This is a genomic window from Mycoplasma sp. 480, from assembly GCF_051353065.1.
Classification (GTDB): Bacteria; Bacillota_I; Bacilli_A; order Mycoplasmatales; family Metamycoplasmataceae; genus Mesomycoplasma_A.
Map to the genome: position 1 here is coordinate 305525 of NZ_CP195722.1, position 25222 is coordinate 330746.

The 25222-nt window shown below is 23.0% G+C and carries 26 protein-coding genes; 10 read left to right on the forward strand and 16 right to left on the reverse strand.

What is annotated here, in order from left to right:
• Nucleotides 1–62: 62 nt before the first annotated feature.
• From rsmI to dnaX, 6 genes are read right to left on the reverse strand one after another with little or no spacing between them, the layout of a single operon-like run.
• On the reverse strand, nucleotides 63–785 hold the full coding sequence (gene rsmI, locus ACR34G_RS01420) for a 16S rRNA (cytidine(1402)-2'-O)-methyltransferase (protein ID WP_436359010.1): 723 nt from the start codon (nucleotides 783–785) through the stop codon (nucleotides 63–65).
• Complete coding sequence (locus ACR34G_RS01425) at nucleotides 772–1623, reverse strand: hypothetical protein (protein ID WP_436359011.1); 852 nt, start codon at nucleotides 1621–1623, stop codon at nucleotides 772–774. Before ACR34G_RS01425 ends, rsmI begins: the two co-directional genes overlap by 14 nt.
• A complete protein-coding gene (gene tmk, locus ACR34G_RS01430) occupies nucleotides 1616–2257 on the reverse strand; it encodes a dTMP kinase (protein WP_436359012.1) in 642 nt (213 codons plus the stop codon). The genes ACR34G_RS01425 and tmk overlap by 8 nt, the downstream gene beginning before the upstream one ends.
• Before the next feature lie 4 nt (nucleotides 2258–2261).
• The gene (locus tag ACR34G_RS01435) at nucleotides 2262–2834 is read right to left on the reverse strand and encodes a toprim domain-containing protein (RefSeq protein ID WP_436359014.1); all 573 of its coding nucleotides are present in this window, start codon (nucleotides 2832–2834) and stop codon (nucleotides 2262–2264) included.
• A complete protein-coding gene (locus tag ACR34G_RS01440; protein ID WP_436359015.1) occupies nucleotides 2834–3115 on the reverse strand; it encodes a YbaB/EbfC family nucleoid-associated protein in 282 nt (93 codons plus the stop codon). The genes ACR34G_RS01435 and ACR34G_RS01440 overlap by 1 nt, the downstream gene beginning before the upstream one ends.
• 13 nt (nucleotides 3116–3128) lie before the next feature.
• Nucleotides 3129–5465, reverse strand: a complete 2337-nt coding sequence (gene dnaX / locus ACR34G_RS01445) for a DNA polymerase III subunit gamma/tau (RefSeq protein WP_436359016.1) — start codon at nucleotides 5463–5465, stop codon at nucleotides 3129–3131.
• Nucleotides 5466–5596: 131 nt separating this feature from the next.
• On the opposite strand from dnaX, the gene trpS reads away from it, so the two are divergent.
• From trpS to ACR34G_RS01460, 3 genes are read left to right on the forward strand one after another with little or no spacing between them, the layout of a single operon-like run.
• A complete protein-coding gene (gene trpS, locus ACR34G_RS01450) occupies nucleotides 5597–6583 on the forward strand; it encodes a tryptophan--tRNA ligase (protein WP_436359017.1) in 987 nt (328 codons plus the stop codon).
• A gap of 1 nt (nucleotide 6584) precedes the next feature.
• Entirely contained in the window at nucleotides 6585–8327 is a 1743-nt protein-coding gene (gene thrS, locus ACR34G_RS01455) for a threonine--tRNA ligase (RefSeq protein ID WP_436359019.1), read from the forward strand.
• Nucleotides 8327–8725, forward strand: a complete 399-nt coding sequence (locus ACR34G_RS01460; protein ID WP_436359020.1) for an MAG3450 family membrane protein — start codon at nucleotides 8327–8329, stop codon at nucleotides 8723–8725. The genes thrS and ACR34G_RS01460 overlap by 1 nt, the downstream gene beginning before the upstream one ends.
• A 13-nt stretch (nucleotides 8726–8738) precedes the next feature.
• Here the strand turns inward: ACR34G_RS01460 and ACR34G_RS01465 are convergent, their stop codons facing one another.
• From ACR34G_RS01465 to asnS, 10 genes are read right to left on the reverse strand one after another with little or no spacing between them, the layout of a single operon-like run.
• Nucleotides 8739–9605, reverse strand: coding sequence for a DegV family protein (locus ACR34G_RS01465; protein WP_436359021.1), 867 nt, complete (start codon nucleotides 9603–9605; stop codon nucleotides 8739–8741).
• Between the two features lie 53 nt (nucleotides 9606–9658).
• On the reverse strand, nucleotides 9659–10414 hold the full coding sequence (locus ACR34G_RS01470) for a sugar phosphate nucleotidyltransferase (protein ID WP_436359022.1): 756 nt from the start codon (nucleotides 10412–10414) through the stop codon (nucleotides 9659–9661).
• The gene (locus ACR34G_RS01475) at nucleotides 10398–10760 is read right to left on the reverse strand and encodes an HAD hydrolase family protein (RefSeq protein WP_436359023.1); all 363 of its coding nucleotides are present in this window, start codon (nucleotides 10758–10760) and stop codon (nucleotides 10398–10400) included. Before ACR34G_RS01475 ends, ACR34G_RS01470 begins: the two co-directional genes overlap by 17 nt.
• Nucleotides 10751–11743 carry a hypothetical protein gene (locus ACR34G_RS01480; protein WP_436359024.1) on the reverse strand — a complete coding sequence of 331 codons (993 nt, stop codon included), beginning with the start codon at nucleotides 11741–11743 and terminating at the stop codon, nucleotides 10751–10753. The genes ACR34G_RS01475 and ACR34G_RS01480 overlap by 10 nt, the downstream gene beginning before the upstream one ends.
• Nucleotides 11724–12857, reverse strand: a complete 1134-nt coding sequence (locus ACR34G_RS01485; RefSeq protein ID WP_436359026.1) for a WavE lipopolysaccharide synthesis family protein — start codon at nucleotides 12855–12857, stop codon at nucleotides 11724–11726. Before ACR34G_RS01485 ends, ACR34G_RS01480 begins: the two co-directional genes overlap by 20 nt.
• Before the next feature lies 1 nt (nucleotide 12858).
• Nucleotides 12859–14424 (reverse strand): MHO_4530 family protein, encoded by a 1566-nt coding sequence (locus ACR34G_RS01490; protein ID WP_436359027.1) that lies wholly within the window; start codon nucleotides 14422–14424, stop codon nucleotides 12859–12861.
• Nucleotides 14425–14428: 4 nt separating this feature from the next.
• Nucleotides 14429–16621 carry an ATP-dependent helicase gene (locus tag ACR34G_RS01495; protein WP_436359028.1) on the reverse strand — a complete coding sequence of 731 codons (2193 nt, stop codon included), beginning with the start codon at nucleotides 16619–16621 and terminating at the stop codon, nucleotides 14429–14431.
• Nucleotides 16608–17309 (reverse strand): hypothetical protein, encoded by a 702-nt coding sequence (locus ACR34G_RS01500; protein ID WP_436359029.1) that lies wholly within the window; start codon nucleotides 17307–17309, stop codon nucleotides 16608–16610. Before ACR34G_RS01500 ends, ACR34G_RS01495 begins: the two co-directional genes overlap by 14 nt.
• Nucleotides 17282–18277 carry a glycosyltransferase family 2 protein gene (locus tag ACR34G_RS01505; protein ID WP_436359030.1) on the reverse strand — a complete coding sequence of 332 codons (996 nt, stop codon included), beginning with the start codon at nucleotides 18275–18277 and terminating at the stop codon, nucleotides 17282–17284. Before ACR34G_RS01505 ends, ACR34G_RS01500 begins: the two co-directional genes overlap by 28 nt.
• A 14-nt stretch (nucleotides 18278–18291) precedes the next feature.
• Nucleotides 18292–19638: an asparagine--tRNA ligase gene (gene asnS / locus ACR34G_RS01510; protein WP_436359031.1), complete on the reverse strand. Its 1347-nt coding sequence runs from the start codon at nucleotides 19636–19638 to the stop codon at nucleotides 18292–18294.
• Between the two features lie 160 nt (nucleotides 19639–19798).
• Between asnS and tpiA the strand changes: the two genes are divergently transcribed.
• The 7 genes from tpiA (at nucleotide 19799) to ACR34G_RS01545 (ending at nucleotide 25211) form a co-directional block, all read left to right on the forward strand.
• Nucleotides 19799–20527: a triose-phosphate isomerase gene (gene tpiA, locus ACR34G_RS01515; RefSeq protein WP_436359032.1), complete on the forward strand. Its 729-nt coding sequence runs from the start codon at nucleotides 19799–19801 to the stop codon at nucleotides 20525–20527.
• 100 nt (nucleotides 20528–20627) lie between these two features.
• A complete protein-coding gene (gene rpsO, locus ACR34G_RS01520; protein WP_436359033.1) occupies nucleotides 20628–20894 on the forward strand; it encodes a 30S ribosomal protein S15 in 267 nt (88 codons plus the stop codon).
• Nucleotides 20895–20974: 80 nt separating this feature from the next.
• Entirely contained in the window at nucleotides 20975–22201 is a 1227-nt protein-coding gene (locus ACR34G_RS01525; protein ID WP_436359034.1) for a YbhB/YbcL family Raf kinase inhibitor-like protein, read from the forward strand.
• Nucleotides 22201–22572, forward strand: coding sequence for an IMPACT family protein (locus ACR34G_RS01530; RefSeq protein WP_436359036.1), 372 nt, complete (start codon nucleotides 22201–22203; stop codon nucleotides 22570–22572). Before ACR34G_RS01525 ends, ACR34G_RS01530 begins: the two co-directional genes overlap by 1 nt.
• Before the next feature lie 14 nt (nucleotides 22573–22586).
• Nucleotides 22587–23396, forward strand: coding sequence for an energy-coupling factor transporter ATPase (locus ACR34G_RS01535; protein WP_436359038.1), 810 nt, complete (start codon nucleotides 22587–22589; stop codon nucleotides 23394–23396).
• Nucleotides 23381–24286 carry an energy-coupling factor transporter ATPase gene (locus ACR34G_RS01540; protein ID WP_436359039.1) on the forward strand — a complete coding sequence of 302 codons (906 nt, stop codon included), beginning with the start codon at nucleotides 23381–23383 and terminating at the stop codon, nucleotides 24284–24286. Before ACR34G_RS01535 ends, ACR34G_RS01540 begins: the two co-directional genes overlap by 16 nt.
• 1 nt (nucleotide 24287) lies before the next feature.
• The gene (locus ACR34G_RS01545) at nucleotides 24288–25211 is read left to right on the forward strand and encodes an energy-coupling factor transporter transmembrane component T family protein (RefSeq protein WP_436359041.1); all 924 of its coding nucleotides are present in this window, start codon (nucleotides 24288–24290) and stop codon (nucleotides 25209–25211) included.
• Nucleotides 25212–25222 lie beyond the last annotated feature (11 nt).

A 25222-nucleotide genomic window follows, 5' to 3' on the forward strand; every position in this document is an offset into this window, starting at 1 on the left:
GTTAGGTGATAAAATTATATGTTATATTCTGTAAAATAAATTAAAAAAGATTCAAAAAATAGTTAATTTTTGGAAAATTGTTGATATTTGTTAATCTTTTGGCGTTTTTCTGTGTGTTTTTTATATTTAAAACAAATGGTTCACTCACCTTTAATAACTTCAGGTAAAGAATTTAAAACACTTTCTACAGTACCAAAATAGTGTTTTTCATGCATTTTAGTTATTTCTTTTGATAAAAAAACTTCAATTTCTTGATTAAAAATTGTTTGCAAATCTTTTAATGTAGCAACTAATTTATAAGGTGAAACATAAGCAATATAGTTTCCTTTTGTTAAGGATTTAAACTCTTTTTGTCTTTGATTGCTTTTATCAGCTAAAAAACCAAGAAAAGTAAAATTTCCTTCAAAAGGCGATAAAACAAAAGAAGAAACAAAAGAAGTTGGTCCAGGAATAACTTCTAAAGAAATGTTTAATTCATAGCATTTTTTTATTAAAAAATAACCAGGATCACTTATTTTAGGCATTCCAGCATCGCTAATTAAAGCTATTTTTTTGTTTTCCAAAAAATAATCCATTATTTTATTAGTAATTTCTTTTTCATTAAATTTATGATAAGAAATTAATTTTTTATTTTTTATATTGTAATGATTTAAAAGTTTTAAACTCACTCTTGTATCTTCACATAAAATAATATCAACCATTTCTAAAGTTTCTAAAGCCCTTAGTGTAATATCTTTTAAATTTCCAATAGGAGTACCTACAATAAAAAGTTTATTTTGATTCATTTTTTAAAAACCTTTCTTTTAAACGAACTATAAAATTCATTTTTTGAAGTTCAAAATTAATATAATAATGTTTTTTTTCATTGAAATCATTAATTAACAACATTATGAATTCATAATCTTTGTAACTTAAATTTAAAATTTTTTGTAAATTAATAATAGTTTGTTTTTGAATAAAAGAATGCTTATTTAAAATTAAATTTTTAATAAGTGCAAAAAAAATAAATCAAAAAATGGAATGATTTTCTTCTTGCCAATTTAAAATTAAAAAACTAAAAAAATCTTTTGTAGTTTTTATTTTATGTAGTTCTGATTCAAAAGAATTAATAAATTTTTCAATTTTATCTTTTGAATTATTTGTTAAACTTAATAATTCATTAATAACATCGTTTTTTGTTAATAATTCATGTTTTGGATTTTTTAAATTTAAAACAAAAGACCTAGATACTATAGTTTTTAAAACAGCTTTAATGTTTTTAGTTGTAAAAATAATAAAAGTATTTTTATTAGGTTCTTCAATAAACTTAAGTAATGAATTTAATGTAGCAATATGTAAATTTTCAACATTTTCAATAACTAAAATATTATTTTCGTTTTTTTCTGCAGAAGTAGTCATTTTTTTAATTACTTCTTTTAAAATATCTTTATCTAAAGGATTTTCCTTTGTAAAATGAAAAAAGTTTTTGTTTATTTTTTCAATGGTTGTGTTTTGTATTTTAGAAATTAAAAATAACAGAATATTTTCTGCTAATTGTTTATTTTGAGAATTTATAATTCATGAATGAAAGGTTTTACCTGTAGAAAAAGAATTTTCAATTATAGTTTTTGCAATATTATCCATTTTTTGATAACTCCAAAATTTTATCTATTTTATTTTTTACTTGCTCAAAAACTGTTTCTACGGATTTTGAAGCATCAATGATTATATAACGTTTTGAATCACTTTTTGCCATTTGATGATATGAATCATAAACTCTTTGAAAAAATTCAAGAGCATTTTTTTCTATTCTATCGTCACAATGATTATTTTGTGAAATCAATCTTTTTCTTGATTCTTCAGGTGATAAATCAAATAAAAAAGTATAGTTTGGATATGTACCATTAATAACTATATCGTTTAATTCTTTAATTTTGTTTGTTCCGATTAATTGTCCAGCACCTTGATATGCAATTGAAGAATCTACATACCGATCGCAAATAACAATTTTATTTTCTTTTAAACTTGGTCAAATTATTTTTTCTAAATGTAATCTTCTGGAAGCAGCAAATAAAACTGCTTCAGACATTGCATCGATGGAGTTGGTTGGATCAAGAATAATCTCTCTTATTTTTTCTGCTTCTTTTAAATTATTTCCACCGGGTTCTCTTGTATAAACAAAAGATAAATTAGAATAATTTTCTTTAAAATATTTTTTTAATTTTTCTAAAATTGTAGATTTTCCACTACCATCTAATCCTTCAAAAGTTATAAACATAATTTTACTCTTTTCTATTGTTTATTGATTCTTTGATTGTTATTATATCCATATAATCTAATGAAGCACCCATTGGGATTCCAAAAGCTATTTGAGAAATAATAATTTTTTTAGTTTTTTCTTTAAGGTTTTTATGAATTAAATTTGTTAATTTTAATCCATCAATTGTTGGAGAAAGAGCAATTATTATTTCTTGAAATTGAGAAGAAAAACTCAATATTTTTTCAATTTCAAGTTGATAATTTTCTTTGTTTTTAATATCGAAAATAAAGTATTTTCCTTTATAAAAATCACTTTGTTCTATTTTTAATAATTCATTGTCACTTTCGATTATTAATAATTTTTTCTCCCTTTTTTCATCTAAACAAATATCGCATTGTTTGTTTTTGGAAATAAAATTGCATGAAATGCATTTATTTAAATTTTGGTTGAGTTGCTTAAAAGAATTTAGTAATTTTTCTAACTCTTCATAATTAAGATTTAGAGTATAGAAAGCTATTTTTTCAGCCTGTTTTTTTGTTATTCCAGGAATTTTTTTTAAATTCTCAACTAACTCATTAAATTCACTTCCTATCATTACATCATTCCGTTTGCTGGTGCAATTTCATCATGTTTTTTATTTATTTTTTCAACAAGTTCATTTATTGCTAAAATAATAACATCTTCAAGTGTTTCTTTATCTTCAGGATCAATTAATGCTTCATGCACATTAATTGATTTTAATGTTCTGTCCCCATACATTTCTAATTTTATTCCTTGTTTTTCTAATTCAAAAACTGTAGAGTTTAATTCATTAAGTTTTTTTGTATAACTTTCTTGCATTTTTTTTGCTTGTTTTATCATTTCTTGTATATTCATTTTTACCTCTTTTTTATTTTTTAAATTTATCTCCGAATATGGAAATCATTTTTTCTTCTTCGATTTCTTTTTGAGTTTTATAAACTATTTCTGGTAATTCATTAAAAACATCAGGAAGAGTTTTTAATTCTTGCATTCTTTTTCATTTTTGAGACGCTAAGTCAAATAATTCTTTAGATATTGCAAAGAAATGAATTTCTTCTTCAAAAATTAGTTTATTTAACTCTCTAAAATTAATTTGAGACTTTACACTATTTAAAGCTCAAATTGAATTTTCATTTTCTGGACTAGCAGAAACTAAAATAAATTTATCAGTTGCAGTAATAATTTTAACATCTAATAAGTAATTAATGTATTCTTCATATTGTTTATTGCCAAGAGAAATTAGTTCCAAATTCTTTAGTTGCTCTTTTCTTTTTTGAAGAAAATCTTTTGAATTTGCTTTGGTTTTGAATAAACCAAACAAATTAATTACTTCATCTACAGTTAAAATATCTTCCTCGATAATTCCGATATCTATACTTTCTGTTTTGAGACCTGGTATTGGTTCATCTTCATCGTCTAAAAGGGAAAATGCAGATTTTTTTTCTTTTGTTTCTATTTTTATATTTTCAGTATTTTCTAAAGATAAATCATCATAAACTTTAATTTCATGCTTTTCAGTTTGTATATTTTCTTCATCTTTTTTGTTGTCTAAATTAATTTGATTAGTTTGATATATGTTTTCTTTAGTTTGTGTTAAATAATCTTGACTATTTATGATATTTTCTGTTTCTTGGTATTTTTCATCAATAGTTTCATTATCAAGTAAAATAACTTCTGTACTTTTCTTTAATAAAGTTGTATCGGTTAAGTCTTTATTTAAGTCTTGAGAAAAAATTGAAGTAATTTCTTGAGTTGCTTTATTGTTATTATCTTTAGAAGGATTGTTATTTATTTGAAATATGGAAGTATTTTTATTTTCTATTTCTTCATTTTGTTCTTCTGAAATTTCATCTTGTAAAAAACTTTCTTTAAAAATATTTGAATTTAAATTTTCATTCTTTATTTCTGTTTTTTCTTTTATTAAAGAAGTTCTATTAATAGGATTTTCCTTTATTTCTTTTCCTTCTAAGAATAAATTATCTATTTTGTGTAAATTATTTGTTGTATTTTCTTTATTTATAATATTGACAGAATTGTCAATTTCTAAATTTTTTATTGCCTTTGCAACTTCAGAAATACTTTCAACTTTTATTGTTTCTTTTTGCTCGTTTTTTAAATTTTCATCAGAAGAATTATTATTTAAAAACAGGAGTTTTAATAATAAAATTTCAATAAAAGTTTTGTTATTTTCAATTACATATAAATTTTTTAAAGAATTATTTAATTCAGTAATAATATTAAAAGCATATTTTATATTTATATTAATATTTTCAACTTCTTGCTGTGATAATGTTTCTAAAATATTAACTTTTTTTGTTTTAGAAAAAATTATATAATCTCTCAATACGATTAAAAAATTGTTGATAAATGATGCAAAATCTATACCCTTTTCAAAAAGCGAGTCAGCAATTTCTATAATTTTTTCTACAGAATTACTATTTAAATAATTTAATATTTGAACATAATCACCATTAGAAATAAGAGAGAAAATTTCTTCCACTTTTGTTAAAGTTAAATCATTATTAGAGAACAAAATTGCTTGTTCTAACAATGACAGTGCATCTCTTAAACCGCCATCAGAAAGTTTTGCTATTTTTTCTAAAGCCTTTATTTCAAAAGAAATTTTTTCTTTATTTAAAATTTCTTCTAACTGATTTGTGATTATGTTTAGATTAATTTTAGAAAAATTAAATTTTTGTAATCTTGACAAAACAGTTAAAGGTATTTTTTGTGGGTCTGTTGTAGCTAGAATAAAAATTATATGCTTTGGTGGTTCTTCTAGAGTTTTTAATAGAGCATTAAATGCTGATTTAGAAAGCATATGAACTTCATCGATAATATAAATTTTAAATTTAGAATTAGTTGGTAAATTTTGAATATTTTCTTTTAATTCTCTTATTTCATCAACTCCGTTATTTGATGCTGCATCCATTTCGATAATATCAAAATTTTTGTTTATGTTGCTAATGCAAAAATCACAAGCATCAATATTTTCTCTATGAGCACAATTAACAACAGTTGCAAAAATTTTTGCAACTGTGGTTTTTCCAGTTCCTCTTGGACCTGAAAAAAGATAAGCATGAGAGATTTTATTACTTATGATAATGTTTTCTAATGTTTTAATTATAAAATCTTGACCTTTTACATCACTGAATTTAGTTGGTCTATAAGTTCTATAAAGTGCTTGATAATCTTGTTTTTCCATATAACTATTATTTTAATATAAAATGGTTTAAAACCATAAAATATTATTACTCCTTTTTATTTTTTTATAATCATTCTTTAATTATAAATTTTAATAGAATATTTTAAATAGATTATTATATAATTTAATATATGAAAAAAAGATTAGTAACAGGCGTTCAAGCAACTGGTAAAATAACACTGGGTAATTATATTGGAGCAATTAAAAATACAGTAAAACTTCAAGAAGAATATGAATCTTTTATTTTTATCGCTGATTTACATAGTTTAACGTTGCCGATAGAAAGAAAAGATTTAAAACAATTTAGAGAAGATGTTTTTGCTTTATATTTAGCTTGTGGTTTAGATCCAGAAAAAAGCACAATTTTTTATCAATCTGATGTTGATGCTCATTCAGTTTTGAATTGATTTATTTTAGTAAACACCACTATGGGTGAACTATCAAGAATGACGCAATTTAAAGATAAAAGTAGTAAAATAAAAAATCAAAATGGAACATATTTAATTCCAACAGGGCTTTTTATTTATCCTACTTTAATGGCTTCAGACATCCTTCTTTATAATGCTGATATTGTGCCAGTAGGAATTGATCAAATTCAGCATTTAGAATTAACTAGAAACATTGCTGAAAGATTAAATAAAAGTTATAAAATGAATTTTAAATTACCAGAAGCTTATGTGCAAAAAACGGGTTCAAAAATTATGGGTTTACAGGATCCAACTAAGAAAATGTCCAAGTCTAATACTAATCAAAATGACTCCATTTTTTTATTGGATGATCCAGAAATTGCTTATAAAAAAATAATGAAAGCTGTTACTGATTCTGAAAACAAAGTTTATATTTCAAAAGACAAACCTGGGATATTGAATTTATTAACGATTTATAGTTCTTTGAAAGATATCACTTTAGAAGAAACTGAAACATTATTTAAAGAAAAAAATTATAAAGAATTTAAAGAATCAGTTGCTACTGTAGTTAAAGAATTTTTAACTAATTTACAGGAAAAATACAGAGATTGTAAAAAAGATATAAAAGAATTATCATTAAAAGGAAAAGAAAAAGCTAATTTAGTAGCTTTAAAAACAATTGAAAAATTTAAAGAAAGAATAGGATTATAAAATGAAATTTAATAAAGAATTAAACCATACAACAAGTCACTTATTAGCTGCTGCAGTTATTGAATTATATCCCAATGTTCAATTAGGATTTGGTCCTTCAACTGAAGAAGGTTTTTATTATGATTTTAAATTTGAAAAGCCAATAAGTGATGAAGATTTAAATAAAATTGAAAAGAAAATGAAAAGTTTAGCTTCTGGTGGTTACAAAATGGTAAAGACAAGTGGAGAAAATTATTCTTTTACAGATAAACCGTTTAAAAAAGAATTATATGATGAAATAATTTCTAAAAATCAAGAAGTAACATTTTATTCTTTAATAAATCCTTCTAACAATAAGATTCTTTTTGAAGACCTTTGTTCAGGTGGTCATGAAGATTCAACATCAAAAATTAAACATTTTAAATTACTATCAATAGCTGGTGCATATTGAAGAGGGAAATCAAAAAATGAACAGTTGACAAGAATTTACGGAACTTCTTGAGAAACTAAAGAAGAATTAGATCAATTTTTAGAAATTTTAAAAGAAAGAAAAGAAAGAGATCATAGAAAAATTGGGAAAGAATTAAATATTTTTACTTTTTCACATCTTTCAGGTCAAGGACTTCCTATTTGATTAGAAGATGGAATGAAAATTAGAAACGCAATTAGAGATAGAATTTTATTTTTTGACAAAAAATATGGATTTAAAGAAGTTTTAACTCCACATTTTGGTTCAGAAGAACTTTACAAAACTTCTGGTCATTTAGAACATTATAAAGATGATATGTTTAAACCTATAGAGGTAGAAAATGAAAGATTAATTGCACGTCCTATGACTTGTCCACATCATATTATTTTATTTGATAGACAAAAAAGAAGTTATAAAGAACTACCTATACGTTATTCTGAGCAGTCAAGACTATATAGATATGAAAAATCAGGAGCTTTAACAGGACTTGAAAGAGTAAGGGGTATGGATTTAACTGAAGGTCATATTTTTGCTAGAAAAAGTCAAATTGTAGATGAATTTAAACATTTATATAAAATGATTATTGAAACATTAAATATGTTTAATATTAAATTAGATTATGTTTCTTTTTCTAAAAGAGATCCTGAAAATAAAGAAAAGTTTTTCAATAATGATGAAATGTGAAACCAAGCAGAAAGTGATTTAGAAAAAGTTTTAAAAGAATTGAATATTGATTATGAAGAAAAAATAGGAGAAGCAGCATTTTACGGACCAAAAATTGATTTTCAAGTAAAAACAGTTTTAAATCATGAAATTACTATGTCTACATTACAGTTAGATTTTCTGCTTCCTGAAAAATTTAAAATAAGTTTCATAAATGAAAATAATGAAAAGGAAACTCCAGTTTTAATCCATAGAGGTTTAATAGGGACATATGAAAGATTTATTTCTATTGTTCTTGAACAAACAAAGGGGAATTTACCATTTTGAGCAAGTCCAAGACAATTTGTTGTAATTCCAATTCAAAATGATAAACACTTAGAATTTGCAAAAAAAATAAAAGAAAAATTACAATTATTAAACTTTAATGTTGATTTAGATGATAGAGATGAAAGAATTAATAAAAAAATAAGAGAAGCGCAATTAATGAAGACAAAATACCAAATTATTATTGGTGATAATGAAATTAAAAATAATTTGGTTACTTATAGAAAATACGGTGAAGAAAACTCAACCAGTGAAAATATTGATAATTTTATAATAAAAATGCTTCATAAATTACATTATAAAAAATAATGAGAATTACAAAAGCTCCAAGTTGATTATTTACTATTTTAATAGTTATAATTCCTATTTTAGTTATTTATTTTCTATTTTCTCCTGAAATTCAAAAAAAGGAAATCATAGAATATAAATATTTATGTTTAATAGGACTTTCTTATGTTATTTTATCTTTTATAATAATAACAATTTTTGTATATCTTAAAGTTTTAAAAATAAATTTTTTTAATTTTAATTTCCCATTAATTTTATCTTTATTTGTCATTTTAATTACTTATCAATTTACTGAATATTGAATTATTTTAAGAATATTTTTAATTATTTTGTGTTCTTTTTCTATAATTCCAATAATGTTAGTAACAGCAATTTTGAATAAAAAAAATACCCAAAAGGCAAATTTTTCTAAAAAATAATAAGGGTATTTTTTTATATTTTAATTTTTGATAATTTAGGTCAAATACCTAATGAAGAACAACCTACTCCAGTATGTATCATAACGGTAGCAGAAGCTATTTCGATATTTCCAAGTTCTAATTTTTCTTTATTAAATAAGTTAATAATTTCGTTTTTCATTTCTGAATCATTGGCATACATAAATTTAAATTCAAAATTTTCTAAATTATGTTTACCACCTATAAAATCGATTAATTTTTCTAAAACTTTTTCATAAGAACCTTTTAATGTTCTTTTTAATCCACCAAAATTAATTCCTTCTTCATCTACTTTGAGTAAAGGGATTAATTTAAGAGAATTAAGTAAGAGTTTTTTTACTCCCTTTAATCTTCCACCACGAATTAAAGAAGTTAGATCTTTAACAATTAAAAAATTCATACTTTTTTTAGCAACTCATTTTGATATTTCTAAAAGTTTATTTAGTTCAACGCCTTCATTAGATTTTTGAACTAAAAATTTACCCAGTTCTAGTGCTTCATCTGTAAAAAAGTGATTATCTATAATGTGAAATTTGTCTCCATATTGTTTAGATTCTACTAAAACTGTTTGATAAGTAGATGAAAGTTTTGAAGAAGTTAAAAAAACGATAACATTTTCATATTCGCTATTCATTTTTTTAAGTTTTTCTTGTATGGTTGCTAATGCAGGTAAAGAAGTGGAAGCACTGCTAGATTTTTTGACTAATTCTCAAATTTGTAAATTTGTTAATTCTTCTCCATTATCTATATAATCTTTTCCATCTATTGTAAATTGCAATGGAACCATTTCAAAACCATTATTTTCTATAGTTTGTTTAGAAATACCACCAAATGAGTCTAATAAAATACCTAATTTTTTCATAAGTATAATTATATAACTTTTTCCTTGATTTAAAAATATTTAGTTTTATTCCGTTAATTTTTAGGAGATTTGTTATTTAAATAATTTTCAAGTTGTTCAGGAGTTCCAAGTGAAATATAAACGTTTTCTTTTAAAGGCATTCATCCTATTTTTTCTTTATTTTCTAGCATTAAATTAAAAATATTAGACATATAAAATTCTTCTTTTATTTTTTTATTATAAATATGCATTTTTATGCAATAATCAATAAATTTTTTTCCATTTTTAAAAAAATAAAGACCAGAAATTGCTTGATTAGAAATAACTTCTTTTTCTTTTGTTTCTAAAACTAAATTATTTTTGTATTTTATGAAAGAAAAACTATTAGATGTAGAATAAAAAGTTGAAACAGCAGCATCAAATTTGTTTTGTAGAGAAAATTCTAAAAATTTTTGTGCTTCTTTTTCTAAATAAAAATTATCAACATCAGCAAAAATAACAGGTTTTTTATTATCTATAATTTTTCAAATAGAAAGAGCAGTGGAAGCAGCTCCAGTAGTTGTTTGATCTACAGTAAAAATTTTAATTTTATATTTTTTTTGTAAAGAACTAATTTCTTTTTTATAAATTGAAGTAAATTCTTTTTTCATTGCTAGAATAAATGTATTTTGCTTGTCAAAAGATTCAATTGCTAGTTCTAAGAATGTTTTATTTTCTACTGTAATAAAAGGTTTATCAGTTGTATAACCTTTCTCTTTAAATCTTTTTCCGTTTCCAGCCATTAATATTACAATCTGTGCTTTTTGTGTTTTTTTATCTTTCTTTTGCATATTTTTTTAAAAAATCTTCATTAATTTTATCTCATCCTTCAAAGTGGATGGAACGATCGCATATTGTAATATCACCATTAGGTTTTCCAAAAAAAATTTCATCATATTGAATATTATGATTCTTTAATCATTCTAAAGTTACTAATCCTATATTTTTCATAACTTTTCCTATATTATGATCTTGAGTTTGCATATTTCTTGCTGTATTAATAATAATTGTGTGACCTTTTTGTTTCATTTCATCTATAAATTCTTTTGCTCCGGGCAAAGGTTTTACTTCTGAATAAGATTGATTTTCTTTTTTTATTTCACAAATAGTGCCATCTAAATCTATAACTATTCTCATTTACCCTCCGATTTTAATAAATCATTGAAAATTTCAATAGATTTTAAATAAAAGATTTTTTGATGAATTTTAGATTCTTTATGTAACGGAATCATAGTTAAAAATAATAAACCTTCAATTAATTTAATTTCATCAAAAGAAATTTGAAATATTTCAATAATTTTTTTATTAAAATAAAGCAAAATTTCTTTATTTTCTTTGTCAGAAAAAGGAAAATTTTCTTTTAGAATAAAATTATTAGAATTTTCTTGGAAAGAAAAATTATTGTGTACAATTCAGTCGTATTTTCCAGAAATACTATGACTTAATTTTGCTAAATCGTATCTCAAATCTCCTATAACATCTCTGTAATAATCAAATCTACCTCTTGGATCTACTAATTTAATTTCTTTTGTTTTTTCATCAAATAAAATGTTACTAAAGAAAAAATCTCCATGAACAATTGAAAGTAACTCTCTATTTATTAATTTTTCTTCAATTAAATTAAAAACTTTTTCTTTAATTTGATTGAAAGGTTTTAATTCTTTATTATTGAAAATTATTTTTTTATTAATATCTACAAATTCTGATTCATTTATTTGATTTATTCTATTATTTGTTTTTTCGATATAAATAAAACGAGATAAAGAATCATCTTTATTTTCATAAGGATTTAAAAAAGAAGTATCTTTAAATTGTTTTAACACATAAAATAATTTGTCAATTAATTCATAAAAATTATTTATATAAACTTCTTTTTGTAAATAGTTATAAATATTAGGAAAATCTACAAAATCCATAACTATTGTATTAAAATCGTTTAGTTCTTGATATAAATAAATGTTTGGGATGAATTGTTTCAAATTTTGAGGTAATTTTATAAATCAATAGTATTCATCTAATATTTTGTTTTTATCGGCAGAACTTTTATATATCAAGTTATTTTTCTTTTCTATTGAATTAAAATATCTTGATAAAAATTCTTTATTTATTTTTTCTGTCATTTGTAGATTCCTTTAGATAATGTTCTTTATTTTGGGATTTTTCTTTCTTTAATTTTAAAATATTTTTCTTAGAAAAGATAAAAAATATTTTAATTAAATGTTGTTTGAATAATTCTTTAATGCAAAATTTTATTGCTAACTTAAAAAAAGTAAATTGAATTTTAGAGTTTTTTGTAGGTATTTTGTAAGGTATGCTAGGAAGTTGTTCTTTTCTTTCAAACTTATATTTATTTGCTATTTTTCAATTAGGTTCATATGTATCTATATAATATTTTAAAAAAGAAATATATTTTTTGTTAAAAGGCTGTGTAGCAAGATTTAGTAAAGAAAGTTTGGTAACCGCTTTATATCTGGATTTTAAATTATAAAAACCTATTTGTTTAGATTCTAAAGTTATAAAATTTTCATTTACATACTTGTCAAATTCTTCTTTTTTCTTTAAATCATCACCAACAACTTCTTCTAAATTTAAATTAGTATTTTCTTTAAAAACGAACTGAGGTAAATAATTTTCTGGATGCATTTTTACAGGAAGAAAGTCATTTTTCTTATTAAAATAAGCAAATTCATTTAAGTCTTTTATTAACTGAACTGGTTCTCAAAATTTTTTCACATCTGTTGTTAATCCAAAATTTAATCAGTCAGATATATGTAAATAAGCATAATCAATTTTACCATAACTTAAATTATTGTAATCACAACTAAAAAAAGTAGAAGAAATTAATCTTTTTTCAAATATTTTATATTTTTCATCTCTTTTGTGGAAAAAACTTGCAAAATCATTTAGAATATTATCGTTTTTGAAATATAAATCATTTCTAATTCTTAAAACATATTTGGTTTTAACTTCTTTTAAACCATTTTGAGTTGCAACAATAATTCTATTAATATTAATACCATATTTAAATTTAGTTATATAAAAACCACCAGGATCCTTGTTTAAAATAAATTTACTAACTTTAGGATTTTCATCAATTTCATCATTTTCTCAACATGATACCAAAATTGTTGATTTAGGAAAACGTTTTTTTAATGAATTAATGCTTTTTTTAGTATATTTATCATATTTTCCGTTAATTAAAATTGTTACATCTTCTTGATTGATTTTTTGCATTTTAAATATTGAAATAATAGTTATAACCTATTTTTTCAAGAATCCTTTCGTTTTTAATTATATTATTTTTGTTTTCATAAATTATTGTTATTTTGTTGGTAGAACAAATTTTATTTAATGTTTCTAAAGAAATTAAAAAGGAATCATCTTCTATGTTATTTAGTATTTCGTAAGAAATTACTAAAAATTTAGGTTTTATTTCTTTTAATATAGAAAATAACGATAAATTTATTTTTTGAACATAAATTCCCCATCTGTCAAAAGTTAATTCTTTATGTTTGGATGCTTCTTTAAATTTTTTTAAAAACATAGAATAACTTTTAATTCTGATAATTAAATTAGAAGTATTTTTATCTAATTTATTTCAATAATTTAAAAATACATCAGTATATGTATAAATAAAATTATGATTTTTTTCTTCACTTTTTAACTCAATATCTTTTTTGAGAATTTTTTCAGCTATTTTTATTTTTTCTCTAACAAAAAGAAATTTTTTAATTTCGGGGCGAATGTTATCTATTTCTATTTCGCCAATTTTTCTTTTTCCTTTTCTTAATTCTAATTTGTTTGTTGTTATTACATCTTTTTTAAGAATTTCTTTAAATTCTTCAATAGCCTTATCGTATTTTTCTAATTCTTCTGTATATTCTAAAAAATAAGGATGTTCAAGTTCAATAGTTTTATTAACATTTTTAGATTTTCATAGTGAGAAGTTAATCATTTTTTTTATTTTTCCTGAACTTGAATTTTGCTGAGTTTTATTATCAATAATAACAACAGATTGTTCTGAAAAGAAAAAATTATTTTTTAATTTTGAAAATAACTTATATAGTTTATATTTTATTTTGTTTATTTTTCTTTTATTATTGGAATTAAAAGCTAGAATTAATATTCCTTCTTCTAAAAACAGTTGTTTTATTTTAAAATAAAGTAAAAAATTATTATACACAAGTTCTTCTAAAATGTTTTTGGAAATAGATTCATTTATAAATCATGTACTTAAAGAAAAATTGAAAAATAAGGAAAATCTTTTATTAGTTTTAAAATTTTTGATTTTCATAATTTTAATTTTTTTTACAATTTTTTGTAAAAATTTAATATTTATTTTGCTATATCTATTTCTATAAATAAATATATATTTTCCACCTTCATTTGAAAAAATAAATTTATATTTTTTATTTGTTTCTTTTTTGTTTTCTTTATCAATTATATTTAAATCTAACTCTTTATTAGATCAAGTTTTCATATTTTCAATAAACTTGCTACGATCTTTTGCATCAATTAAAAGTATAAAATCATTTAATTTAACTCAATTTCCTGTATAAATATTTAATTTATTTTTAAAAACTTCTAAAACACTGTCTTTAAATTTAGAATCTATTACTCTTATTCTTTCGTTTTCTTCATCAAAACTTAAAGGAATGATAATAGAACTATTTTTTAAAATATGTTTTTCATTTTTGGAATAAACAAAAAATAAAATTCCTGATGCCGCTATACATAACAAAATAATAATAACTACTAAAATAATACCTAAATGATCTAATTGAAAATTATTTTTATTCATAATCTTAGATAGGTGTTATCCTTTCTAAAGATTTGTGCTGTTTCATTATTTTTTTGGTTGCATCTTTTTCAGGTAAGTTTTTGAATTTAACAATTATTGTATCACCTTCTTCAGTAAGAACTATTCCTTCTCCAAAAACAATGTGATTTACTAAATCACCAGCAACTAAATTGATTGTTTTATCATTTCTTTTATAGTTTAATTGTCCATCATTGGTTCTTTTTGTGAAATTTTGTAAAATTTCAGATTTTATTCCCATTTCTGAAATAAATCTCGAAGTTTGAGAATATGCTTGATTTTCAAAGTAGTTTCCACCAGAATCAGAAATAAATAATCTTTCTTTAGCTCTTGTGATAGCTACATAAGCAAGTCTTCTTTCTTCTTCTATATTTTCTTCATCTTTTAAAGTTCTTTTATTTGGACAAATACCCTCAGCCATTCCTACTAAAAATACATTTTGGAACTCCAAACCTTTGGAACTGTGTATTGTCATTAAAGTTACAGTATTTGGTTCATAGTTCGAGTCATCACTATCTGTTAATAAAGAAATTTCGTGTAAATAATCATTTAATGTTAAATTAGGATTTTTAGATTCTCAAGATTTAATCCCTTGCATTAAACTATGTAAATTATTTAGAGCATCTTGTTTATCTAAAATGTTTTTAATTGAACTTATGTATTTAATTTTTTCAATAAATTTCTCAAGAACAAAGGAGATACTTTTTTCACTTTTTAGCAGTTTTCTTGCGAAGTTAATAGAATTTAAAAAATCAACCAGTTCTTTTTGAAGAGAATGATTTAAAGGTAATTCTTCAAATCCTTCTTCTTTCATATAAGTTTTTCTATTAGTGAAATAATCAATTAAACAATCAAAAAGGGCAACATTTCTTTTGTTTGCATATTCAGTTAATTTTTGAATCGCTGAAGGACCAATTTTTCTAGAAGGAATGTTTATAATTCTTAGTAAACCAACAGTTGAACCATCATTTATGACTTTTAGATAAGCGATTAAATCTTTTATAACTTTTTTTTCAAAAAATTTAGTTCCACCTAAAAGTTGATAAGGGATATTTTCTTTAATTAAAGCTTCTTCAAAAGCTCTTGAATAAAAACCGGAACGATATAAAATTGCTATATTTTTAAGTTGAACCTTTTTTCTTTTTAAATCATTTATTTCTTCTGCAACTCATCTAGCTTCAACTTCTACGTTAAAAGAATGGTGAAATATAATTTCTTCATTTGAAATATTATCGGTGAATAAGTTTTTTTCTAAACGATTTTTATTATTTTTAATCAAAGAGTTAGCTGCATTTAGTATTTGATTGGTAGAACGGTAGTTTTGATCCAGGGTAATTGTTAAGGCACCTGGGAAAAATTTATCAAAATTTAAAATTAATTCTACATCAGCACCTCTTCAAGTATAAATTGTTTGATCAGGATCTCCAACAACTGTTAAAATATTTTTTTCTCCTGTTAAATGTTTAATAATTTCGAATTGCAATTCTGATGTATCTTGAAATTCATCAACGAGAATATGAGAAAATTTATTTCTTCATTTTTCCTTTATTTCTGGAAATTGTTGAAAGATTTTAACGGTAAAAATCATTAAATCATCAAAGTCTAATGCTTTTAATAATTTTAATTCTTTTGAGTATTCAGTATAAAGATCAACTATTATTTCATCATCTTCTTCTAATTTATCTATATCTATTTCTTCTGGCAAAATTTCTAAATTTTTTCATTTAGAAATTTTTTCTAAAACAGTTGAATAATTAATGTCTCTATTTGTTATTTTTAATTTTCTATATATGTTTTCTAAAATATTTTTTTGATCTGAAGAATCAAGAATATCGAAATTAGAATTATAATCTTTGAGATTGGTGATTTCTCTTCTTAAAATATAGTTACATAAAGAGTGAAAAGTACTTATAAAAACTTCATTTCCTTTTTCTTCAACTAAATTTATAACCCTTTCTTTCATTTCGTTTGAGGCTTTATTAGTAAAAGTAACTGCTAAAATTTTTTTAGCATCAGTAATTTGATTTTCAATTAAGTAAGCTATTTTTCTTGTTAATACTCCTGTTTTACCACTACCAGCTCCGGCAATTATTCGAAGATGACCTTGATTATAAACAACAGCACTTTTTTGTTTATCATTTAAATTTGAGAGAATTTTTACATTATTATCATTCTTCATAATAATCTCCTTTCGTGTCTCATTGCACTTTGGTTCAATTTAGGTTTTTAATTTCTAAAGGTTTTTGAGTTTCGATGAATTTGTTTTTGTATACTAATTTGCTTTTGGAAAAAATATTTATGATGTTCTTTTTTGGATTAAATATGTTGAAAAAAAATAAAATTAAAAGCAAAATAAAGTTAAAGTTAGAAAAAGCAATAAAAATATTTATTAAAACTTTTTCTAATGAAGTCAAATTACTAAATTGCTTATTTTTATCTTTTAGTAAACTGTTGCTAGAAACAATTTTCTGTGATAATTGAGGGTTAATTAAAAGAATAAAAAGAAAAATTAATATAACTCAATTTAAAGAAAAAAATAAATTTCTTTTTAATAAGCAAGAAAGTAATTCTTTTTTGTTTACTTTTTTTTCTGTTTGTAATTCTAATTTACAAATTATTTTTCCAATACTCTTGCCTTGATTTAACAAAGGAATGAGTAATTGGAAAGCCAAAATAAATATAATTTGAAAGAAAAGTCAAAAATAATAAGCTAAGTTATAATCGTTTTTAAATATTAAAAAGAATAAAAAACCTAAAGAAGAAAAAGCAAAAGAGAAATATAATAAAATATCAATTAAAGAAGAGAGAAACTTTATTGAAATACTCGCTTCTGCTTTAGTTAAATTTTTTTGGAAATTGAATGTCATTTTGATGGGGCTGTATTTTCTGTAATAAGTTTACTTTCGTTACTGTTTAATAGGATGTATTTATTTACTGATAAAAGTAAATTAAATTCATTTTTTCTTAATAATTTTAATTTTTCATAATATTTTAAAACAGTTATTGGAAATTCTTCTTGTCTTGTTAATAGTCTTGTTAATAGAGATTTTTTAGTTACTCCTAAAATTACAGGAATAAAAATTTGTAAAAAGTAAAGTTTGGCATATAAAATCTCTTCCATAAATTCAATTTTATTTTCTCTTGTGAAATTTTCAATATTTTTTCAGTCCCTAATAACTTGTGAAGGGTTAAAAATGCTTATTTCATTATTTCATTCATTAACGATGATTTCATCGATATAGACATAACTTTCTAAAAAGGGTAGTGTTTTGTATAGTATTTCAATCAAATATTTAGAACTAGCATCTTTAAAATTTGTGTTCGCTGTTATTTCTAAAAATTTATTTGTGCTAAAAAATTTGTTAAAAATAATTGGAAAAGTGTATGCAATTACCTTTTTATCTTCTTGAATTTTAAAAATTTTATTGTCTTGAATTCTTTTTTTAGGTTCTAATTGAAAAAAACCTTTAAATTTAGGCTTAAATTCAATAATGTCAACCTTGTATTTTTTTTCAATTTCAATAAATCTTTTGACAAAAAAGTTTTTTAAGTTAGTTTCAGGAAAAACAACAATAAAATATTCTCCAACTGCTTTTGTAAGCATATCAAAAATATCGCGAATAACACCTTGTCTTTTTGTATTAATTAAAATTTTTAATTTATCTTTGAAAAGTTCTTTATATTCATAAACTAAATTCAATTCATCATTTGTAGGTTTGTTAATTGTGACAATAACTTCAAAATCTTCATTTTTCTGTTGAACATAACAAGAGTCTAAAAGAGATTTAAGTTCATTTTTTTGTTTATATGATGGGATTAATATTGATAATTTCATTTTTACTCCTTTATTTACATTTTTAAGTTATTAACTGTTCTTGGGAAAGGAATAGTATCTCTAATATTGTCGATTCCTGTAACATACATAACAAGTCTTTCAAAACCAAGTCCAAATCCTGATGAACCAGCATCACCAAATCTTCTTAAATCTAAATATCATTTTAAATCGTCTTCTGGGATTGATAATTCACGAACTCTTTGTAGTAATTTTTCATAACGAACTTCTCTTTGGGAACCCCCAATTAATTCACCAATACCTGGAACTAATAAATCAAAAGCAGCAACTGTTTTATTATCATCATTTTGATACATATAGAAAGCTTTGAATTCTTTTGGATAATTTATAACAGCAACAGGCCCGTTAAATAATTTTTCTGCTAAGTATTTTTCGTGTTCTGTAGCTAAATCTAAACCAAAATAAATATTTTTTTCTTCAAAAATATCTTTTACTTTTACTAATTCTGCTATAGCGTCTTTATAATAGATAATAGAAAGTGTTTTGTTTAAAAATAAATTTAGTTTTTCTCTCAAGTTTTTATCAACAACTTCTTCTAAAAAATCAAATTCTAATTTATGTTTTTCTAAAGTGTTTTTAATAACAGTTTTTAGCATATGGTCAGATAATTTAATCACATCTTGCAATTCGTAAAAAGCGATTTCAGGTTCAACCATTCAAAATTCTGCTGCATGCTTTTTAGTGTGAGAATTTTCAGCTCTAAATGTTGGAGCAAAAGTATAAACCTTTTTCATTCCAATTGCATAAGATTCAGCGTGTAATTGACCAGTAACACCTAAAGTTGCTTTTTTTCCAAAAAACATTTTTTCATTTTCTGAATCCACAACAAAAGTTTCTCCTGCTCCTTCTCCGTCGTTAGAAGTTATGATAGGTGCTGAAACATAAAGGAAATCATGATTAGAGAAAAATTTATGAATTTCTATCGCCAAAGTAGAACGAATTAGCATTATAGCTTTTATTAATTTTGTTCTGTGTCTTAAATGAGGTATTTCTCTTAAAAATTCCATTGAAATTTCTTTTTTCTGAATTGGAAAATCTTCATCTGTATTTTTTAATAACTTAAATTCATCAGCTTGAAGTTCGATAGGTTGTTTTGAATTTGGAGTGTAATTTAAAACACCTTTAACATAAATAGCTGCTCCATCCCTTGCCTTATCGACTTCTTGTAAATTGATTTTTTCGTTTTTTAAAACTACCTGCAAATTAACTATTGTAGAACCATCATTTATTTCTAAAAATTTAATTTTTGTATTTCCTCTTAAGTTTGTTAGTCATCCTTGAATACTAAAAATTTTTTTATCATTTTCTTTAGCATTTAATATTACATTTTTTATACTTTTCATTGTTGCCTGCTTTCTAACATTTATTATTATATTAATATTATTTAAATTTTACTATAAACTGAAGATTTTGTTATTGAAATTTATAATAAAATAATTAATTTTTTTATTAATTCAAGAGTTTTAGTATAATTTGAATAATGATTATTTTTTAAGGAGAAAAATGAAAAAATTAACAATTATTGGTAATTGAAAAATGAATAAAAATGCTCAAGAAACAAAAGCATTTTTAGATGAATTTAGTAGATTATACAGTGAAAACAAAACAAAAATTTCAGATGAAGTTACTTTCGGAATTGCTGCACCTTTTACTAATTTATTTTTATTTGAAAAATCAAATTTAAAAATAGTAGCACAAAACTTTTCAAATTTTGATTCTGGTGCATATACAGGGGAAATTTCTGCATCTATGTTAAAGGATTTATCTGTATCTTTTGTAATTTTAGGACACTCTGAAAGAAGACAATATTTTGGTGAAACAGATGAATTAGTTAACTTAAAAGTTCATCAAGCATTAAAAGAAGGATTAACTCCTGTTGTTTGTGTTGGAGAAACATTAGAAGAATACGAAAATAATAAAACAAAAGATGTTATTTTACATCAATTAAAAAATTCTTTAAAAAATGTAGAAGATTTTTCTAAAATTGTAATTGCTTATGAACCTGTTTGAGCAATTGGTACAGGAAAAACAGCAACTGCACAAATAGCACAAGAAGTTTGTGAATTTATAAGAGAAAACACACATAAAGATGTTGTTATTCAATATGGAGGTTCAGTAAGTCCAACAAATATTGAAGAATTAATGAATCAAAAAGATATTGATGGAGCACTTGTAGGTGGAGCTTCATTAAAAGCAGATTCTTTCATAAAATTATTAACATTAAACAAATAATGTGATAAAATTTAAATATTAATAAAATTAATATAAAATATTTTTTCTCGGTTTTAACATTCGTTCAAGTTTTTGCTGGGATTAAATCAAAGGAGAAAATATGGTTTCAAAAGAACGTAAAAGAGAATTAACAATTGAATTCGGTGGAAACGAAAAAAACACAGGTATGATTGAAGTTCAAGTTGCAATTTTAACTGAAGATATTGAATCATTAAAAAAACATTTTGAAGTTAATAAAAAAGATAAACATTCAAAACGTGGATTTATGGCAAAGGTTAATAAACGTAAAAAACTTTTATTATATTTAAAAGAAAACAATTTTGATTCTTACAAAAAAACTATTGAAAAACTTAATATTAGAAAATAGTTTTTTCAATTTATTTACAAAATACACAAGATTAAATTATTTAAGTTTAATTTTGTGTATTTTTTGTTAAAATTTAATTTATGAAAATAATTGTAAAAAATGTAAAAAATGGTGTTTTGGAAACTCAATTTGGTAATTCTAATTTAAAAGACAATTCTGTAAGTTTCCCAATAAAATGGTCAAAAGTAAAAAATGCTAAATCATATGCTATAACATTAATTGATAAGGAAGCTTCTAAATCTTTAGGAGTACCTTTTATTCATTGAATTGCTGCAAATATAAAGAAAAATAGGGTAGATTGGGATTTTTCATTTCAAAATAAAGATAGAATTATTCAATTTGAAAATTCTATGTCATCCTTTGCTAAAAAACATTTACTGGAACAAATTGTTTCAATTGAAAATAATGGTGTTTATGTAGGACCATTCCCTGTAGAAAGTGACCATAATTATGAATTAAGAATTTATGCTTTAAATACAGAAGACATTTTAAAAAATTCAAATTTCAATAAAGAAGATAAATTATTTTTTGACGATTTTCAAAATTTGATAAAAGGAAAAGTTATTGATTCAGGATTTTATACTTTTTTATATAGAACAAAATATGTTTTTATGAATGATAGATTTGTAGAAAATAACAAAGAAAGTCAGGAATTAAACAAAGGACTTGAAAAAGATAAAATTTTCTTTTATAAGAGTAATAAAAAGACAAATATTGAAATTAAATCTAGCGCTTTTTATAGAGAAAACAATGAAATATTTTTAAATAAATTTTATGTAGCACAAAAACATAATAATTTATTTCATGCAATATCACTACCTTTAGAATTTTCCAAAATAAATGAAGCTAAAAGTTATGTTGTGACACTTTTGGGAAACGCTGAAGTAAAAAACTATGCTACACCTTTAATATTTTGAATTAGGACTGAGTTAGAAAATGAAAATGTGAATTTAGAAACTGATAACTTCATAAAAATTCCTTCAAGAATAATTAATCAATTTAACATTGATAAAGAACAAAAATATCATTATATTAATACTTTTGGTACTCACCTTGCGCAAAGAATAGCTAGTGATTTTGGAGAAAGTAATGAGATATTTAGGTATATAGCAAACGATTATGGATTGGTAAAAATACCAAATATTTCAGATTCAAATGGAATTTATACATTAACAATTTATGCATTAGATGAAAAAATTAATTTTGTAAAAAGAGAAAATTTTGATGTTATTTCATTGGGAGATGTTTTAGAAAGTATAAAATTCCATGTTGTAGGAGAAGGAAATATTCAATTTAAAATAAAATAATGAATAACTTATTTGAAATTAAAAAATCTAAATTTTACTCCTTTTTATATGAAATTAAAGACAAAAACGAAGTAAAAACAATAATTGAAAATCTAAAAAAAGAACATAAAAAAGCTAGACACATTTGTTATGCTTTTTTATTCACTGATAATGATGGTATAACACATTATGGAATGAGCGATGATGGAGAACCACAAGGAACTGTAGGAAAACCACTTTTAAATTTGCTTCAAATAAAAAAAATAGAAAATAGTCTCATTGTTGTTGTTAGATATTTTGGTGGAATTAAACTTGGAGCAGGTGGTTTGATTAGATCTTATATAAATTCTGCTAATTTATTATTAAATAATAATAAAAAAAGCAATAAATAGTATAATTAAAAATTATGATAAAACTTAAAAACGTATCTTTTAGTTACAGCGATGAAGAAAATGCAAAATTAGCATTAGATGATATAAATTTAGAATTCAAAGCAGGAAAATATATTGCCATTTTAGGACACAATGGTTCGGGAAAATCAACTTTATCTAAAATTTTAACAGGAATTATAAAACCTAAAAAAGGTGAAGTGTGAATAAATGATATTTTATTATCCAAAAGCACTTTAAATGAAGCAAGAAAATATATTGGAATTATTTTTCAAAATCCAGATAATCAATTTGTTGGTGCAACAGTTGAAGATGATATTGCTTTTGGTTTAGAAAATAGATGTGTTAATCCAAAGGAAATGAAGGAAATAATTTTCAATTTAGCTCAAAAAGTTGATATGCTAGATCATCTTGAAAGAGAACCGCAAAATTTATCTGGTGGTCAAAAACAAAGAGTTGCAATTGCTTCCATTTTAGCTTTAAGTCCTAAAATTATAATCTTTGATGAGGTAACATCAATGCTAGATCCTAAAGGAAAACACGATGTTTTAAACATAATTAGAGAAATTCAATCTACAAGAACAAAAACTTTAATTTCCATAACTCATGATATGGATGAAGCTGTTTTAGCAGATGAAGTGATAGTTTTAGCAAAAGGTAAGGTAATAGCACAAGGATCTCCAAAAAACATTTTAAATGATAAAAAAGTATTAGAAGAAGCAAAATTAGATTCACCATTTATTTATAAAATTTCTTCTTTAATAAATAAAATAAAACCAACATATGATGAAAATGAATTAATAGAGGAAATATGCAAATTAAAATAAAAAATATATTTAAAATTTATGATAAAGATTTACCTTCAAGATTTAATGCCTTAGATGGTGTTTCAACTGAAATAAATAAAGGTGAATTCATTTCAATTATAGGACAAACAGGTAGTGGAAAAACCACATTCATCGAACATATGAATGGTTTAATTTATCCAGACGATGGAGAAGTGGAATTTATTTATGTTAATGAAAACAAAAATAAAGAAAATATACAGAAAAATGTTATTTTAAAAAAGAAAAAACTTTTTGCAAAAAGAGTTAAAGGTAAAGAGTTAAAACAAATAAGAAAAAGGGTTGGTGTTGTGTTTCAATTTGCAGAATACCAGCTATTTGAGCAAACTATCGAAAAAGATATTATATTTGGTGCTGTTTCAATGGGAGAAGAAAAGAAAAAAGCTATTGAAAAAGCTAAAAATATAATTAAACTTGTTGGTTTAGATGAATCTTATTTACAAAAATCACCTTTTGATTTATCAGGTGGACAAAAAAGAAGGGTGGCAATTGCAGGAATTTTAGCAATGGATCCTGATATCATTTTTTTTGATGAACCAACAGCAGGTTTAGATCCGGTGGGGATTCAAGAAACTTTGGAAATTTTTGATAATTTACACAAAGCAGGAAAAACTATAGTAATTGTAACTCATGATTTAGATAACGCTTTAACTTGAACAAATAGAACAATTGTATTCAAGGAAGGTAAAATAATTAAAGATGGAGACACTTACGAAATACTTAGTGACACAGAGTTTTTAGAAGATAATAAAATGCAACCAACTAAATTGTTAAGTTTTGTTAATAAACTAAAACAAAAAGGAATAAATATTCCAAAAGTTAAAAATATTAATGAGTTAATTTCAGAAATAAATAAGTTAATAAAGGAGTAATATGAATATAGTAATTGGAAAATATGTACCTAAAAATACGTTTTTGCATAAGTTAGATCCAAGAATTAAATTAATATTTAATATTATTTTTATTACTTTGTTTTTTGTAACAACACATTTATTAACTCTTTCTTTTTTAATAATTCCTATGATAATTTTGTTTGCTGTTACCACTAAAAAACCTTTTCACTTAATAAAAGTAGCTAAGTTACCTATTTTTATATTTTTATTTATGTCTATAATTTATTCTTTTATATTAAATGATTTAAGTAATTTTAATAAACCAGAATTCATTATAAAAGGTTTAGATCACGATCAATCTTATAAATTTATAAGTCAAGAATGATTTTCATTGAACTTAAAATTTACAACTTTAAAATATACTAATTTATCTTTTATAAGGGCTTTTGTTCTTGGTTTAAGAATTTATTGTATGATTTTAATCACTACTCTTTTGATTTATACTACTAAACCTGTATTATTAACAAGAGCTATTGAAGATTTGATTTTCCCATTAAAACTTGTAAAAATTAATACCAATGTAATAGCGATGATTATTTCAATTGCAATTAGATTCATTCCTACTTTATTACTTGAAGCAAATAGAATTATTAAAGCACAAGCTTCAAGAGGAGTTGATTTTAAACACGGAAAAATTAATGATAAAGTTAAGGCAATGATTACCTTAACAATTCCACTATTTGTTTTATCATTTTCTAGAGCAGAAGATTTATCAAACGCAATGGAAGTAAGAGGTTATGATCCTTATGAAAAAAGAACAAAATATCGTCGTCTTTATTTAAAATGATTTGACTACTTATTTTTATTATTTTTAATTAGTTTTATAGTTTTTGTTATATTAGTAGAACAAAATGTAATAGGACCATTACCGCTATTTTGAATTTATACAGCTCAACAATTTTAATAAGGATGATT